This is a genomic window from Enterobacter sp. PL_is379 (assembly GCF_055817355.1).
Genome location: NZ_JBVPGT010000033.1, coordinates 391338 through 407365 on the forward strand (window position 1 = coordinate 391338; position 16028 = coordinate 407365).

13 protein-coding genes are annotated in these 16028 nt (G+C 55.2%); 12 read left to right on the forward strand and 1 reads right to left on the reverse strand.

All coding sequences use genetic code 11. The features are described 5' to 3' along the window. Window positions 1–107 precede the first annotated feature (107 nt). Window positions 108–1868 carry a 30S ribosomal protein S12 methylthiotransferase accessory factor YcaO gene (gene ycaO / locus AC0TOY_RS23175; RefSeq protein WP_290094673.1) on the reverse strand — a complete coding sequence of 587 codons (1761 nt, stop codon included), beginning with the start codon at window positions 1866–1868 and terminating at the stop codon, window positions 108–110. Between the two features lie 127 nt (window positions 1869–1995). Here ycaO and AC0TOY_RS23180 point away from each other — a divergent pair, with 127 nt between their 5' ends. The 12 genes from AC0TOY_RS23180 to kdsB all read left to right on the forward strand — a co-directional run bounded on the left by AC0TOY_RS23180 (window position 1996) and on the right by kdsB (window position 15887). Further along, complete coding sequence (locus tag AC0TOY_RS23180) at window positions 1996–2688, forward strand: DUF421 domain-containing protein (RefSeq protein WP_023310994.1); 693 nt, start codon at window positions 1996–1998, stop codon at window positions 2686–2688. A gap of 162 nt (window positions 2689–2850) precedes the next feature. Continuing rightward, the gene (gene serC / locus AC0TOY_RS23185) at window positions 2851–3939 is read left to right on the forward strand and encodes a 3-phosphoserine/phosphohydroxythreonine transaminase (protein WP_024907796.1); all 1089 of its coding nucleotides are present in this window, start codon (window positions 2851–2853) and stop codon (window positions 3937–3939) included. A 69-nt stretch (window positions 3940–4008) separates the two neighbouring features. Further along, the gene (aroA, locus tag AC0TOY_RS23190) at window positions 4009–5292 is read left to right on the forward strand and encodes a 3-phosphoshikimate 1-carboxyvinyltransferase (protein WP_024907795.1); all 1284 of its coding nucleotides are present in this window, start codon (window positions 4009–4011) and stop codon (window positions 5290–5292) included. A 185-nt stretch (window positions 5293–5477) separates the two neighbouring features. Further along, complete coding sequence (cmk, locus tag AC0TOY_RS23195; RefSeq protein WP_024907794.1) at window positions 5478–6161, forward strand: (d)CMP kinase; 684 nt, start codon at window positions 5478–5480, stop codon at window positions 6159–6161. A gap of 111 nt (window positions 6162–6272) precedes the next feature. Beyond that, on the forward strand, window positions 6273–7946 hold the full coding sequence (rpsA, locus tag AC0TOY_RS23200; RefSeq protein WP_008499966.1) for a 30S ribosomal protein S1: 1674 nt from the start codon (window positions 6273–6275) through the stop codon (window positions 7944–7946). A 170-nt stretch (window positions 7947–8116) separates the two neighbouring features. Next, on the forward strand, window positions 8117–8404 hold the full coding sequence (gene ihfB / locus AC0TOY_RS23205) for an integration host factor subunit beta (protein ID WP_008499965.1): 288 nt from the start codon (window positions 8117–8119) through the stop codon (window positions 8402–8404). Between the two features lie 214 nt (window positions 8405–8618). Continuing rightward, window positions 8619–10883: a ComEC family protein gene (locus AC0TOY_RS23210; protein ID WP_473722644.1), complete on the forward strand. Its 2265-nt coding sequence runs from the start codon at window positions 8619–8621 to the stop codon at window positions 10881–10883. Between the two features lie 36 nt (window positions 10884–10919). Next, a complete protein-coding gene (gene msbA / locus AC0TOY_RS23215) occupies window positions 10920–12668 on the forward strand; it encodes a lipid A ABC transporter ATP-binding protein/permease MsbA (RefSeq protein ID WP_024907792.1) in 1749 nt (582 codons plus the stop codon). After that, window positions 12665–13642: a tetraacyldisaccharide 4'-kinase gene (gene lpxK / locus AC0TOY_RS23220; RefSeq protein WP_208763690.1), complete on the forward strand. Its 978-nt coding sequence runs from the start codon at window positions 12665–12667 to the stop codon at window positions 13640–13642. The genes msbA and lpxK overlap by 4 nt, the downstream gene beginning before the upstream one ends. Window positions 13643–13686: 44 nt before the next feature. Further along, window positions 13687–14916, forward strand: coding sequence for a winged helix-turn-helix domain-containing protein (locus AC0TOY_RS23225; protein ID WP_248163772.1), 1230 nt, complete (start codon window positions 13687–13689; stop codon window positions 14914–14916). Window positions 14917–14961: 45 nt separating this feature from the next. Then, a complete protein-coding gene (gene ycaR, locus AC0TOY_RS23230; RefSeq protein ID WP_061098695.1) occupies window positions 14962–15144 on the forward strand; it encodes a protein YcaR in 183 nt (60 codons plus the stop codon). Beyond that, window positions 15141–15887 carry a 3-deoxy-manno-octulosonate cytidylyltransferase gene (kdsB, locus tag AC0TOY_RS23235; protein ID WP_023311001.1) on the forward strand — a complete coding sequence of 249 codons (747 nt, stop codon included), beginning with the start codon at window positions 15141–15143 and terminating at the stop codon, window positions 15885–15887. Before ycaR ends, kdsB begins: the two co-directional genes overlap by 4 nt. Window positions 15888–16028: the final 141 nt, after the last annotated feature.

Here is a 16028-nt window from a genome sequence, read left to right on the forward strand (position 1 = left end):
ACAATCAACAATCATTGCCGAAGAAAATAAAAAACGGGGCAATGAAATTGCCCCGTAATATAGCCCAGACGATTGAATACGCCTACTGCTGGTAATGTTATGTGCGCTTATTTTGACCAGTAAGCGGCTTTTGCTTTCTGCAGCTTTTCGTAGGCCTTCAGCAGCGACTGATGCGCCGGGAAGGCTTTCAGATCGCTATCAACAGCCTGCAGGCCATAGAACGGCGCTTCGCCGCTCAGGGCCGCGCTGGCTGCTTCTACGGCTTCAGCGCCGTACATGCGCACGAAAGCATTCAGGTATTGCAGCGGTTCGCGATCCTCTTCCTGTGCAAGCAGCAGCAGGGTTTGCAGGCAGCGGTAATAATTGGTGCGCTCGGCAGAGAAGACCGACTGGTTGAATTCCATGGTCCACTCGGTCCAGGCCAGAGCCTGATCCAAATCGCCACCCGCCAGGGCCAGCATTGCTTTCAGCTCACCGATACGCAGGGTATACCAGCCGTTGTCTTTACCGGTCGCCAGACCCAGCAGTTCGCGTACGCGGGTGAAGTCATCGTGGCCTTCTTCGTCCAGTTGAGCGATCAGGTTCAGATAATCTTCTTTCTCCCATTCGCTGCCCGGCAGTGCCAGCAGCGTTTCGCGCAGGTGCGCGCCCATGCTGTTATTCGCCAGCCACAGATCTTCAGCAGGGTAGATGTCGGACATGCCCGGAACAATAATGCGGCACGCGTAGACGCCAAGATGCTCGTAATCGGCAATGTACACTTCCTGATCTTCCGCGTTGAAGATCGCCATCAGCGTAGCGAACTCTTCTTCCGTGGTTCCGGCAAAGCTCCAGTCCACGAACGGATAGTCGGCGTCCTGCTTGAACATATCCCAGGAAATTAAGCCGCTGGAATCGATGAAGTGGGTTTCAAGGTTGGTATGCTCGGCCACTTCTTCATCGTCAAACGTTGGCGGGGTGAAGACGTCGAGATCTTTCAGGCTACGGCCCTGCAGCAGCTCGGTGACGGTACGCTCCAGCGCCACGCCGAAGTCCGGGTGCGCGCCGAAGGAGGCGAAGCAGGTGCCGTTGGTTGGGTTAAACAGCACGACGCAGATAACCGGGTACTTACCGCCCAGAGAGCCGTCATAGGCAAAGATTGGGAAACCTTCTGCTTCCAGCTTGGCGATGGACTCCACCACGCCCGGGTAGCGTGCCAGCACGTCTGCTGGAATTTCAGGCAGGCTGATGGATTCAGCGATGATGCGGTTTTTGATGTGGCGTTCAAAGACTTCAGACAGACCCTGCACGCGCGCTTCATTGCGGGTATTACCGGCGGACATACCGTTGGACACATACAGGTTGCCGACGATGTTCATCGGGATATAGACGGTCTGCTCGTCAGACTGACGGGTAAACGGCAGGGCGCAGATACCGCGATCCTCGTTACCGGACTGCAGATCGATCAGCATGCTGGCGGTCAGTTCGTTGTCCGGATCGTAGAAGGCACGCAGGCGAGCGTCGAGAATACCTTTCGGCAGTTCGTCGTCTTCCGTCAGCGGGAACCATTTTTCATTTGGATAGTGAACGAACGGGCCGTTAGCGATGGTCTCGCCCAGCCAGAAATCAGCGAAGAAATAGTTGGTGGACAGACGCTCAAAATACTCACCCAGCGCGGAGGCCAGTGCCGCTTTTTTTGTCGCGCCTTTACCGTTGGTAAAGCACAGGGCACACTCTTTGTCGCGAATATGCACGGACCAGACATGAGGCACCGGATTGAGCCAGGAGGCTTCTTCGATGTTAAAACCCAGGTCGGTCAGTTTCTGCTGGAAGCGAGCGATGGAATCTTCCAGGGCGGCGTCTTTGCCGGGGATAAACGTTTGAGTCATGGCGGTCACTTTTATCGTACGTAAAGCGCGCAATGATACGGGTTTTGCGTGACGGGTGCTATCTTCGGCGAAAATAAATGGCTGGACTATGCTTAGTGGCAGTAACTGACTGTTAAGGCATAGAAAAATGAAAGCATTTGATCTCCAGCGGATGGCGTTTGATAAAGTTCCTCCTGAATTTCTGGGCGAAGTGGCGCTGCGCAGCCTATATACCTTCGTACTTGTCTTCCTGTTTCTTAAAATCACCGGCCGTCGCGGCGTAAGGCAGATGTCGCTCTTTGAGGTGTTGATTATTCTGACGCTGGGTTCAGCGGCGGGGGACGTCGCCTTCTATGATGATGTGCCGATGGTGCCGGTGTTTATCGTTTTTGTCTCACTGGCGCTACTTTATCGTCTTGTCATGTGGCTGATGTCGAAAAGCGAAAAGCTGGAAGATCTGCTTGAAGGGAAGCCGGTCGTTATCGTCGAGGACGGACAACTGGCCTGGGAAAATGTACAAAGCGCCAATATGACCGAGTTTGAGTTCTTTATGGAGCTACGCCTGAACAGCGTTGAACAGCTTGGGCAGGTGCGTCTGGCGATCATGGAAACCAACGGGCAGATCAGCGTTTATTACTATTCTGACGACGAGGTGAAGCCGGGGCTGTGTATCCTGCCGGATATGCTCATTGAGCGTTTCAGAACGGTGCCTGAATCAGGCGAGTATGCTTGCGTAAGATGTAGCCATGTTGTGGCGATGCAGCCGGGGGATCGTCAATTATGCCCTCGCTGCGCAAATCCGGAATGGACGAAGGTTAGCCGGGCCAAACGCATCACCTGACAGCCATTTTGTCGGTTTTGTCTTAACGAGGCGGCAGATTGTTTTGTGTGACGCGGGGCACATTTCACGGGTCATAAGTTTTAGACATTGCGGCGCGTGTCACTGAATGATAAAACCGATATCCACAGTTATAACTTATGGCTTTTAGCGTGGTGAGGGGAAATGGCTCAAGTCTTTAATTTCAGTTCAGGTCCGGCAATGTTGCCGGCAGACGTGCTTAAACAGGCTCAACAGGAACTTTGTGACTGGAACGGTCTCGGTACGTCGGTGATGGAAATCAGCCACCGGGGTAAAGAGTTTATTCAGGTGGCGGAAGAGGCAGAAAAGGATTTTCGCGATCTGCTGAATATTCCCTCGAACTACAAAGTATTGTTCTGTCACGGCGGTGGACGCGGCCAGTTTGCGGGTATTCCGCTGAATATCCTCGGTGACAAAACGACGGCTGACTACGTTGATGCGGGTTACTGGGCAGCAAGCGCCATTAAAGAAGCGCATAAATACTGCACGCCGAATGTGATCGACGCCAAAGTGACCGTTGACGGTCTGCGCGCCGTGAAGCCAATGCGCGAGTGGCAGCTTTCTGATAATGCAGCGTATCTGCACTACTGCCCGAACGAAACCATTGACGGGATTGCCATCGACGAGACGCCAGACTTCGGCAGCGATGTCGTGGTTGCCGCTGACTTCTCCTCCACCATTCTGTCTGCGCCAATTGACGTCAGCCGTTATGGCGTGATCTACGCGGGCGCACAGAAAAATATCGGCCCTGCAGGCCTGACGATTGTTATCGTGCGTGAAGACCTGCTGGGTAAAGCACATACATCCTGCCCGTCGATTCTCGATTACACCGTTCTGAACGATAACGATTCTATGTTCAACACCCCACCGACGTTTGCCTGGTACCTCTCCGGCCTGGTCTTCAAATGGCTGAAGCAAAACGGCGGCGTGGCGCAGATGGACAAAGTAAATCAGCAGAAAGCTGAACTGCTGTATGGCGTGATCGACAAGAGCGATTTCTACCGCAACGATGTGGCGAACGCTAACCGTTCCCGCATGAACGTACCGTTCCAGCTGGCGGACAGCAACCTGGACAAAGTGTTCCTGGAAGAGTCCTTCGCGGCAGGCCTGCACGCGCTCAAAGGTCACCGTGTCGTGGGCGGCATGCGCGCCTCCATCTATAACGCGATGCCGCTGGAAGGCGTTAAAGCCCTGACGGATTTCATGATCGACTTCGAACGTCGTCACGGTTAATTTGCTGTTTTTCACCCCCGCAGCGCCCCTGCGGGGTTTTTATTATGTTGAGTTGAGAGTTTAGTTTTCATGGAATCCCTGACGTTACAACCTATCGCGCGGGTAGATGGCACCATCAATCTGCCTGGTTCAAAAAGTGTCTCGAACCGCGCTCTGCTGCTGGCAGCTCTGGCAAACGGCACCACCGTCCTCACAAACCTGCTGGACAGCGATGACGTGCGCCATATGCTCAATGCGCTGAAAGCGTTGGGCGTTCATTACACACTCTCCGACGATCGTACCCGCTGCGAAGTGACCGGCAACGGCGGCGCGCTGCGCTCGGGTGAAGAGCTTGAGCTTTTTCTGGGCAACGCGGGTACCGCGATGCGCCCGCTGGCGGCGGCCCTGTGCCTGGGAAGCAACAATATTGTGCTGACCGGCGAGCCGCGCATGAAAGAGCGCCCGATTGGTCACCTGGTGGATGCCCTGCGTCAGGGCGGCGCGCAGATTGACTATCTGGAGCAGGAAAACTATCCGCCACTGCGTCTGCGCGGCGGTTTTACCGGCGGTCACGTCGAGGTTGACGGCAGCGTCTCCAGCCAGTTCCTGACGGCACTGCTGATGACCGCGCCGCTGGCCCCGCAGGATACAGTTATCACGATTAAAGGCGAGCTGGTCTCCAAACCGTACATTGATATCACGCTGCACCTGATGAAAACCTTCGGCGTTGAGGTAGAAAACCAGTCTTATCAGCGCTTCGTGGTGCGCGGGGCACAGCAGTACCAGTCTCCGGGCAACTACCTGGTTGAAGGGGATGCGTCATCCGCGTCCTACTTCCTGGCCGCGGGTGCGATTAAGGGCGGAACGGTAAAAGTGACCGGTATTGGCCGTAACAGCGTGCAGGGCGACATCCGTTTTGCGGACGTGCTGGAAAAAATGGGCGCCATTGTCACCTGGGGCGATGACTTTATCTCCTGTACCCACGGTGAGCTGAACGCCATCGACATGGACATGAACCATATCCCGGATGCGGCGATGACCATTGCCACGGCGGCGCTGTTCGCCAAAGGCACGACCACGCTGCGTAACATCTACAACTGGCGCGTAAAAGAGACGGACCGCCTGTTCGCGATGGCGACAGAGCTGCGAAAAGTCGGTGCCGAGGTGGAAGAGGGCGAAGACTACATTCGCGTCACGCCTCCTGCAAAACTGCAGTTTGCGGAAATCGGAACCTATAACGATCACCGTATGGCGATGTGCTTCTCGCTGGTGGCGCTGTCAGATACGCCTGTCACGATCCTTGACCCGAAATGTACCGCGAAAACCTTCCCGGACTACTTCGAACAGCTGGCACGCATTAGCACGCTGGCCTGATAACGCCTTGCCGCATCACCCGATGCGGCATTTGCTTACGCTTCATTACGAACACCTCCGCTCATTTCTTCTACACTCTGCTTCAATCATTCCGTAATTTGCACGCAAAGGTAACAGTTGCGCACGTTGGCGCGTATAATGCGCGGCGTTCATGTAAACGGTATGCCTTATTTAAGGAGAAAAAGATGACGGCAATTGCCCCGGTAATCACCATTGATGGGCCGAGTGGCGCAGGGAAAGGGACTCTGTGCAAAGCGATGGCGGAAGCATTGCAATGGCATCTTTTAGATTCGGGAGCAATCTATCGCGTGCTGGCGCTGGCCGCGCTGCATCATCACGTGGATGTCGCGTCTGAAGAGGCGCTGGTTCCGCTGGCTGCGCATCTGGATGTGCGCTTCGTGTCAACCGATGGCAACCTGGAAGTCATCCTTGAAGGGGAAGACGTGAGCGGGGAAATCCGTACTCAGGAAGTGGCGAATGCGGCCTCGCAGGTCGCGGCCTTCCCGCGCGTTCGCGAGGCGCTGTTGCGTCGTCAGCGCGCGTTTCGTGAAGCCCCGGGTCTGATCGCGGACGGACGTGATATGGGAACCGTGGTCTTCCCTGATGCACCTGTGAAAATTTTCCTTGACGCCTCTTCGGAAGAACGTGCGCAACGCCGCATGCTTCAGTTGCAGGAAAAGGGGTTTAGTGTTAACTTTGATCGCCTTTTATCCGAGATAAAAGAGCGCGATGACCGCGATCGTAACCGCGCCGTCGCCCCACTTGTTCCAGCAGAAGATGCATTAGTTCTGGATTCAACCAGTTTAACTATTGAGCAAGTGATTGAAAAAGCGCTACAATATGCGCGCCAAAAACTGGCACTCGCGTAATCGCGACCGATTTAGCAGTACCCCCGCTGCAATGGATTGACGGCGGGTATGTGAAACAACCCCATCCGGCACGGAGCCAGGTGGACGTTAATATTAACCTGAAGATTAAACATGACTGAATCTTTTGCTCAACTGTTTGAAGAATCCTTAAAAGAAATCGAAACCCGCCCGGGTTCCATCGTTCGCGGTGTTGTTGTTGCTATCGACAAAGACGTAGTACTGGTTGACGCCGGTCTGAAATCTGAGTCCGCCATTCCGGCAGAGCAGTTCAAAAACGCCCAGGGCGAGCTGGAAATCCAGGTTGGCGACGAAGTTGACGTTGCTCTGGACGCAGTAGAAGACGGCTTCGGTGAAACCCTGCTTTCTCGTGAGAAAGCGAAACGTCACGAAGCATGGATCACGCTGGAAAAAGCTTACGAAGAAGCTGAAACTGTGGTCGGTGTTATCAACGGCAAAGTTAAAGGTGGCTTCACTGTTGAGCTGAATGGTATTCGTGCGTTCCTGCCAGGTTCTCTGGTAGACGTTCGTCCAGTTCGTGACACTCTGCACCTGGAAGGCAAAGAGCTTGAGTTCAAAGTAATCAAGCTGGACCAGAAGCGTAACAACGTTGTTGTTTCCCGTCGTGCCGTTATCGAATCCGAAAACAGCGCGGAACGCGATCAGCTGCTGGAAAACCTGCAGGAAGGCATGGAAGTCAAAGGTATCGTTAAGAACCTCACTGACTACGGCGCATTCGTTGACCTGGGCGGCGTTGATGGCCTGCTGCACATCACCGACATGGCGTGGAAACGCGTTAAGCACCCAAGCGAAATCGTGAACGTGGGCGACGAAATCACTGTTAAAGTGCTGAAGTTCGACCGCGAGCGTACTCGTGTATCCCTCGGCCTGAAACAGCTGGGCGAAGATCCATGGGTAGCTATCGCTAAGCGTTACCCAGAAGGTACTAAACTGACTGGTCGCGTAACCAACCTGACTGACTACGGCTGCTTCGTTGAAATCGAAGAAGGCGTTGAAGGTCTGGTGCACGTTTCCGAAATGGACTGGACCAACAAAAACATCCACCCATCCAAAGTTGTTAACGTTGGTGATGTAGTGGAAGTGATGGTTCTGGATATCGACGAAGAACGTCGTCGTATCTCCCTGGGCCTGAAACAGTGCAAAAACAACCCATGGCAGCAGTTCGCGGAAACCCACAACAAGGGCGACCGTGTTGAAGGTAAAATCAAGTCTATCACTGACTTCGGTATCTTCATCGGCCTGGACGGCGGCATCGATGGCCTGGTTCACCTGTCTGACATCTCCTGGAACGTTGCAGGCGAAGAAGCAGTTCGTGAATACAAAAAAGGCGACGAAATCGCTGCAGTTGTTCTGCAGGTTGACGCAGAGCGTGAGCGTATCTCCCTGGGCGTTAAACAGCTCGCAGAAGATCCGTTCAACAACTGGGTTGCACTGAACAAGAAAGGCGCAATCGTAAACGGTAAAGTAACTGCAGTTGACGCTAAAGGCGCAACCGTAGAACTGGCTGACGGCGTTGAAGGTTACCTGCGCGCTTCTGAAGCTTCACGTGATCGCGTTGAAGATGCCACTCTGGTTCTGAACGTTGGCGACGACGTTGAAGCTAAGTTCACCGGTGTTGACCGTAAGAACCGTGCAATCAGCCTGTCTGTTCGTGCTAAAGACGAAGCTGATGAGAAAGATGCAATCGCAACTGTTAACAAACAGGAAGATGCAAACTTCTCTAACAACGCAATGGCTGAAGCTTTCAAAGCAGCTAAAGGCGAGTAATATCAGGTTCTCAGCATCAGTTGCGCTGTAACGCATTTACAGCGCGAAGGATGAGGAGCAAACTTGACAGATTGCAGGATTCGTCCTGTAATCAATAACAAAGGGCGGCTACGGCCGCCCTTGTTTAATGAGCTGTTCAGCTAATTGGTTTGAAAGGAACCGGAGGAATCATGACCAAGTCAGAATTGATTGAAAGACTTGCCAGTCAGCAACCGCATATCCCTGCCAAGGCAGTGGAAGATGCCGTAAAAGAGATGCTGGAGCATATGGCCTCCACTCTTGCCCAGGGCGAGCGCATTGAAATCCGCGGTTTCGGTAGTTTTTCTCTGCACTATCGTGCTCCACGTACCGGGCGTAACCCGAAAACTGGCGATAAAGTCGAGCTGGAAGGTAAGTACGTTCCACACTTTAAGCCGGGTAAAGAACTGCGCGATCGCGCCAATATTTACGGCAACTGAGTTTAGCCAGCCGGTTAAACTGGGTTCGAAAGAAAGCACCTGCGGGTGCTTTTTTTGTCTCTGTCGCTTTCATTCTGAAGGTGCCCCGCATTTTTCGTTTCGTTTTCTGCAACCCGTTAAATACCTTGCTGCGCTTGCTGTAAATCGCATCCTTCACACCTGACGACCCGCTCAACCTGCTTGCATACTGCCACCCTGAAACAGGGAGGTAGCAATGGGAATTCCCGCGCTTAGCGTCTGCGCCATTCTGGCGATAGTTCCGTTACTCTGGTTACCTGAACTGCCATCACCTTACACCGTGTGGGTCATGGTGGCTGGCGGGATAGTGATTGCTGCATGGCAAAACCATCGAGTGAAGTATGCTGGTATTACGCTGTTATTTTGTGCGTGGGGCATTCTGGCCGCACAGGAGAGCGTCTGGCCGATGCAGCATTTAACAACAGGGGCTGTGCAGGCTGAGGTAGAGCTCACCGCGACCGACGGCGCCACTCTGCATCAGGGAAACATTCGCAGCGTCGATGGCAAGCGCTGGTGGGCCTCCACCGGCGTAACGCTGTATGGCAATTATCTGCCCCAGAAATCGTGCGCCGGTCAGCGCTGGACCATGACGCTCAGGCTCAGGCCTGCCCATGGCGAACTGAACGAAGGAGGATATGATTCTCAGCGCAGCGCTTTTGCCCAACATCAAACCCTAAGCGGGCGCTTCACCCGCGCTGAACTCGTCGATGGCCGCTGCAGCCTGCGAGCGCAATACCTGATGTCACTGCAGAACCGACTTTCGGCTTACCGCTGGGGGGCGGTTATCCTCGGACTGGGAATGGGGGAACGTCTGGATGTTCCCCGGGAAATAAAAGACCTGATGCGTGAAACCGGCACGCTGCATTTGATGGCGATTTCGGGTCTGCATATCGCGCTGGCGGCATCCCTCGTCTGGTTACTCGCACGTGGGCTCCAGTTTTTATTACCCAGCCACCGGGTCCACTGGCAGAGGCCTCTCCTGGCCGGGTTGTGCTTTGCCGCTTTCTACGCCTGGCTTACCGGTCTGCAACCTCCTGCGCTACGAACGGCCATCGCGCTTGCTGTGCTTGCCATATTGCGGATCGCGGCCCGTCAATGGTCTCCCTGGCAGGTATGGGTGTGCTGTATCGCGGCGATCCTCATAAGCGATCCTTTAGCCGTACTTTCGCAGAGTCTGGCCCTGTCCGCATTTGCCGTCGCCGCGCTGATTTTCTGGTTCCAGTGGCTGCCTCTTCCTGACTGGCACCGGGCACGACGTATACGGCCGCTACTAAACCTGATCCATCTGCAGGTCGGCATGCTGATGCTGCTCATGCCGTTACAGGTCCTGATTTTTCATGGCTTCAGTATCTCCTCCCTGGTCGCGAATCTCTTTGCCGTTCCCCTGGTGACGTTTGTCTCCGTGCCGCTGATCCTGCTCGGTATGCTGCTTCATCTGCTGCCGCTGGCGGCACTGGAAAGCGTCGTCTGGTTCGCAGCAGATAAGTCACTAGCGGGGTTGTTCTGGCTCCTCATGCGCCTGCCTGACGGCTGGCAGAATGTCGACCAACGCTGGCAATACATGACATTACTGCCGTGGTTGAGCATCATTGCCTGGCGTTTTCGCGCATGGAAAACCCTTCCTGCCGTTTGTCTTGCAGGAAGCGTCTTACTGGCATTTCCTCTCTGGCGAACGGCAAAAAGCGAGAGCTGGACGCTGCATATGCTGGACGTGGGGCAGGGGCTGGCCATGGTCATTGAACGACAGGGAAAAGCCATTCTTTATGATACCGGACTCGCCTGGCCGGGCGGGGATAGCGCGCAGCGGTTAATTATTCCCTGGCTGCGCTGGCATCACCTGCGGCCTGAAGGCGTAATTCTCAGTCATGAACACCTCGACCATGCGGGAGGCCTCGCATCGTTGCAAAAAACGTGGCCTGACGTGTGGGTAAGAAGCCCCTTGCGCCAGGCGGGACATCGCCCCTGTTTTCGCGGGCAGAGATGGCAATGGCAGGGACTTACCTTCAGCGTCCACTGGCCCCCTGAAAATTACCCGGCTCAGGGAAACAACCGTTCCTGCGTGGTAAAGGTGGGCGACGGCAAGCAGAGCGTGCTGCTAACAGGGGACATTGAAGCACAAGCGGAACAGGCTATGCTTAGCCATTACTGGCGTTATCTGACGTCCACGCTAATCCAGGTGCCTCATCATGGCAGCAACACTTCGTCTTCATTGCCGCTGGTCCAGCGGGTAGAAGGTCAGATCGCCCTGGATTCAGCAGCCCGCTATAACGCATGGCGATTCCCGTCGACAAAAGTTGTCCGACGTTATCGAAAAGAGGGGTATATCTGGCATGATACTCCTCATTCTGGACAAATATCGGTGACATTCTCGCAACATCACTGGCAAATCCGGCGCTTGCGAGAACAATATTTACCCGTTTGGTATCATCAGTGGTTTGGCGCGCCCGTCGATAACGGGTAGAATATGCGGCTATTTCAACGAATGCTGGTTTTTTGAATGCATAACGACAAAGATCTCTCCACGTGGCAAACCTTCCGCCGACTCTGGCCGATGATTGCGCCCTTTAAAACAGGCCTGATCGTGGCGGGAGTAGCGTTAATCCTCAACGCAGCCAGCGATACTTTTATGCTATCGCTTCTCAAACCGTTACTGGACGACGGTTTTGGTAAAACGGATCGCTCAGTGTTGCTATGGATGCCTCTGGTGGTTATCGGACTGATGATCTTGCGCGGCATCACCAGCTATATCTCCAGCTACTGTATTTCCTGGGTATCCGGGAAAGTGGTGATGACCATGCGCCGTCGCCTGTTCAGTCACATGATGGGGATGCCGGTCTCATTCTTTGATAAGCAGTCTACCGGGACGCTGCTGTCCCGTATTACCTACGACTCAGAGCAGGTTGCCTCCTCGTCATCAAGCGCACTGATCACCGTCGTGCGTGAGGGCGCGTCGATCATTGGCCTGTTCGCAATGATGTTCTATTACAGCTGGCAGCTGTCAATCATCCTTATCGTGCTGGCGCCGGTGGTTTCTATTGCCATCCGTGTCGTTTCAAAGCGCTTCCGCAATATCAGTAAGAATATGCAGAACACGATGGGACAGGTAACGACCAGCGCGGAACAGATGCTGAAAGGACACAAAGAAGTCCTGATTTTTGGCGGTCAGGAAGTCGAAACCCACCGCTTTGACAAAGTCAGCAACAAAATGCGTCTGCAGGGGATGAAAATGGTCTCGGCCTCTTCCATCTCAGATCCGATTATTCAGCTGATTGCCTCCCTGGCACTGGCATTCGTCCTGTATGCAGCAAGCTTCCCGAGCGTCATGGAGACGCTGACGGCGGGTACCATCACAGTGGTCTTCTCCTCTATGATTGCCCTGATGCGTCCGCTGAAATCACTGACGAACGTCAACGCCCAGTTCCAGCGCGGGATGGCCGCCTGCCAGACGTTGTTCAGCATTCTGGATTCCGAGCAGGAAAAAGACGAAGGTACACGCGAAATTGAGCGCGCCCGTGGCGATGTCGAATTCCGCAACGTTACCTTCGCCTACCCTGGTCGTGAAACGCCGGCGCTGCGTAATATCAATCTGTCCATTCCGGCGGGTAAAACTGTGGCGCTGGTGGGGCGTTCCGGCTCGGGTAAATCGACCATTGCCAGCCTGATCACCCGTTTCTACGATATTAACGAAGGTGAGATCCTGTTAGACGGTCATGACCTGCGGGAATATACCCTGCAGTCGCTGCGTAATCAGGTGGCGCTGGTTTCCCAGAACGTGCACCTGTTCAACGATACCGTGGCTAACAACATTGCCTATGCGCGCACGGATGAGTACAGCCGCGAGCAGATTGAGAACGCTGCGCGGATGGCCTACGCAATGGACTTTATCAACAAGATGGATAACGGTCTGGATACGATAATCGGTGAGAATGGGGTACTGCTCTCCGGTGGTCAGCGTCAGCGTATCGCCATTGCGCGTGCGCTGCTGCGTGACAGCCCGATCCTGATCCTGGACGAAGCGACTTCGGCGCTGGATACGGAATCTGAACGCGCTATTCAGTCGGCACTGGATGAACTGCAAAAGAACCGTACCTCGCTGGTGATTGCGCACCGCCTGTCGACTATCGAGCAGGCTGACGAAATCGTCGTGGTTGAGGACGGCATCATTGTTGAACGCGGAAGCCATGCTGACCTGCTGGAACACCGCGGCGTTTACGCCCAGCTTCATAAGATGCAGTTTGGCGAATGATTGCACGCATCTGGTCCGGTGAATCCCCGCTGTGGCTGCTGCTTTTGCCGCTCTCCTGGCTATACGGCCTGGTGAGCGGCACAATCCGTCTGCTTTACCGTCTGGGGCTGAAGCGTGCCTGGCGCGCGCCGGTTCCGGTTGTGGTTGTCGGTAATCTTACGGCGGGTGGCAACGGTAAAACGCCGGTGGTGATCTGGCTGGTGGAGCAATTGCAAAAACGCGGCATCCGCCCGGGGGTGGTATCGCGCGGATATGGTGGCAAAGCGGCGCGTTATCCGCTGCTGCTGATGGCGGAAACCACGACCGCCGAAGCGGGTGATGAACCGGTATTGATTTTCCAGCGTACCGGCGCACCGGTTGCGGTCTCCCCGGTGCGCAGCGACGCCGTTCAGGCACTGCTTGCCGAACACGCGGTGCAAATCATTATCACTGACGATGGCCTGCAGCATTACGCCCTGGCGCGTGATAAAGAGATTGTGGTTATCGACGGCGTTCGCCGTTTTGGTAACGGCTGGTGGTTACCTGCAGGACCCATGCGCGAACGCGCTTCGCGTCTTAAGTCCGTTGATGCGGTGATTGTGAACGGTGGTGAGGCAAATGCGGGTGAAATCCCGATGCATCTTCAGCCGGGTCTGGCGATCAACCTGGTGACGGAGGAACGCCGGTCGGTTGCGGAGCTGCCTTCACTGGTGGCGATGGCGGGGATTGGCCATCCGCCACGCTTCTTCGCGACGCTGGAACAGTGTGGTGCCCGGCTGGAAAAACGCGTTCCGCTGGCCGACCATCAGGCGCTGGTGGAAGGGCAGGTAGACGCCCTGACCGTACCCGGACAAGCGCTGATCATGACCGAAAAAGATGCGGTGAAATGCCGTGCCTTTGCGAAAGATAACTGGTGGTATCTGCCGGTTGACGCTGAACTCAGCGGCGAGCAGCCGGAACAATTGCTCAAGGAACTGATTGCGTTGGTGCAGTAAAGGCTTACGCGGTTCTGGTGGCGCTTTGACTGACAGGAAAACGCATGTCTTTACCGCAACTCTCGCTTTCAGCCGCACGTCATTTACACCTTGCCGCGCAGGGGCTGCTCAAAAAGCCCCGCCGCCGCGCGCAGCCTGCCGATATTCTCTCGACCGTTCAGCGCATGTCGCTACTGCAAATCGACACCATTAACATTGTGGCCCGCAGCCCTTACCTTGTCCTGTTTAGCCGCCTGGGGAGTTATCCTTCTCAGTGGCTGGATGAGGCGCTCAGCAAGGGGGAGTTAATGGAGTACTGGGCGCACGAAGCCTGCTTTCTGCCCCGCAGCGATTTTGCCCTGGTTCGCCACCGTATGCTTGCCCCTGAAAAGATGGGCTGGAAATACCGACAGGCGTGGATGCTGGAACATGCGGCCGAAATTGAGCAGCTTATCGCGCATATTCAGGAAAACGGTCCCGTACGCTCCGCCGATTTTGAACACCCGCGTAAGGGTACAAGCGGCTGGTGGGAGTGGAAGCCGCACAAACGTCATCTCGAAGGGCTGTTTACCTCTGGCAAAGTCATGGTGATTGAACGGCGTAATTTTCAGCGCGTCTACGACCTGACGCATCGCGTGATGCCGCACTGGGACGACGAGCGCGACCTGCTTACCCAGGAGGCGGCCGAGGCCGTTATGCTGGAGAACAGCGCCCGTAGCCTGGGGATTTTTCGCGCGCAGTGGCTGGCAGATTATTATCGCCTGCGTCAGCCCGCGCTAAAACCGCTGCTGGACATGTGGCAACGCGAACAGCGCGTCATTCCCGTTACCGTGGAAACGCTGGGGGAAATGTGGCTGCATGCGGATCTCCTCCCGTTATTGCCTCAGGCTCTGGAGGGGAAACTTCAGGCAACCCACAGCGCGGTATTGTCGCCTTTCGACCCGGTTGTCTGGGACAGAAAACGCGCCGAGCAGCTCTTTGATTTCAGCTACCGGCTGGAATGTTATACCCCGGCCCCAAAGCGCCAGTATGGTTACTTTGTTTTACCGCTGCTGCATAAGGGACAGCTGGTCGGGCGCATGGACGCCAAAATGCACCGCAAGACCGGCACGCTTGAAATCATTGCGCTTTATCTGCAAGAGGGCGTCAGGGTGACGGCGAGCCTGGGAAAAGGATTAACGTCCGCCATTAGCGAATTCGCGCGCTGGCAGGGTGCCGACGACGTGACGCTGGGCCGGGTACCCGACGGACTGTTTACATCCTGTCGAAGTGGCTGGGAAACAGGCACGCCCTGAAAAGGGAATGTGTTAAGCTTTAGCGATTACCCATACGGAGGAACTATGGATCACCGTTTACTTGAAATTATTGCCTGCCCGGTATGCAACGGCAAACTCTACTACAGCCAGGACAAACAGGAGCTGATTTGCAAGCTGGACAGCCTGGCTTTCCCGCTGCGTGACGGCATTCCGGTACTGCTGGAAAATGAAGCGCGTTCCCTGGTGGTAGAAGAGAGCAAACCATGAGTTTTGTTGTCATTATTCCTGCGCGCTACGCGTCTACGCGTCTGCCGGGTAAACCGCTGGTGGATATCAACGGCAAGCCAATGATTGTGCATGTCCTTGAGCGTGCAAGAGAATCCGGTGCCGACCGTGTGATTGTTGCTACCGATCATCCCGACGTCGCCCGTGCGGTTGAGGCGGCAGGCGGTGAGGTATGCATGACCCGCGCCGATCACCAGTCCGGCACCGAGCGTCTGGCGGAAGTGGTTGAGAAATGTGGTTTTAGTGATGATACGGTCATCGTTAACGTGCAGGGTGACGAGCCGATGATCCCGGCGGTGATTATCCGTCAGGTGGCAGAAAACCTGGCGCAGCGCCAGGTCGGTATGGCGACGCTCGCGGTGCCCATTCACCACGCTGAAGAGGCATTCAATCCGAATGCGGTGAAGGTGGTCATGGATGCCGAAGGCTATGCGCTCTATTTCTCCCGCGCCACGATCCCGTGGGACCGCGATCGCTTTGCGCTCTCTAAAGAGACCATCGGTGATACCTTCCTGCGTCATATTGGGATCTACGGCTATCGGGCCGGTTTTATTCGTCGATATGTGACCTGGGCGCCGAGTCCGCTGGAGCATATCGAAATGCTGGAGCAGCTTCGCGTGCTCTGGTATGGCGAAAAAATTCACGTTGCCGTTGCCAGCGAAGTGCCTGGTACGGGCGTTGACACGCCGGAAGATCTTGAGCGCGTTCGCGCCGAGCTGCGCTAATACCGCCTGCATCCCTCCTGACGGGGGGATGTTCCTCTCCCCGTTAATTTCCCTTTCTTTTCCCTAATTGATCTCTTCCGGGTGACATCTTCCTTCAGGACGCTCATTATAAAAGCAGTAGTCTTAATGGGGGTAATCTCA

Bases quoted from the DNA above. Each gene is read 5' to 3' on its own strand.
- ycaO (WP_290094673.1), bottom strand. From the start codon at position 1,868: ATGACTCAAACGTTTATCCCCGGCAAAGACGCCGCCCTGGAAGATTCC.
- AC0TOY_RS23180 (WP_023310994.1), top strand. From the start codon at position 1,996: ATGAAAGCATTTGATCTCCAGCGGATGGCGTTTGATAAAGTTCCTCCT.
- serC (WP_024907796.1), top strand. From the start codon at position 2,851: ATGGCTCAAGTCTTTAATTTCAGTTCAGGTCCGGCAATGTTGCCGGCA.
- aroA (WP_024907795.1), top strand. From the start codon at position 4,009: ATGGAATCCCTGACGTTACAACCTATCGCGCGGGTAGATGGCACCATC.
- cmk (WP_024907794.1), top strand. From the start codon at position 5,478: ATGACGGCAATTGCCCCGGTAATCACCATTGATGGGCCGAGTGGCGCA.
- rpsA (WP_008499966.1), top strand. From the start codon at position 6,273: ATGACTGAATCTTTTGCTCAACTGTTTGAAGAATCCTTAAAAGAAATC.
- ihfB (WP_008499965.1), top strand. From the start codon at position 8,117: ATGACCAAGTCAGAATTGATTGAAAGACTTGCCAGTCAGCAACCGCAT.
- AC0TOY_RS23210 (WP_473722644.1), top strand. From the start codon at position 8,619: ATGGGAATTCCCGCGCTTAGCGTCTGCGCCATTCTGGCGATAGTTCCG.
- msbA (WP_024907792.1), top strand. From the start codon at position 10,920: ATGCATAACGACAAAGATCTCTCCACGTGGCAAACCTTCCGCCGACTC.
- lpxK (WP_208763690.1), top strand. From the start codon at position 12,665: ATGATTGCACGCATCTGGTCCGGTGAATCCCCGCTGTGGCTGCTGCTT.
- AC0TOY_RS23225 (WP_248163772.1), top strand. From the start codon at position 13,687: ATGTCTTTACCGCAACTCTCGCTTTCAGCCGCACGTCATTTACACCTT.
- ycaR (WP_061098695.1), top strand. From the start codon at position 14,962: ATGGATCACCGTTTACTTGAAATTATTGCCTGCCCGGTATGCAACGGC.
- kdsB (WP_023311001.1), top strand. From the start codon at position 15,141: ATGAGTTTTGTTGTCATTATTCCTGCGCGCTACGCGTCTACGCGTCTG.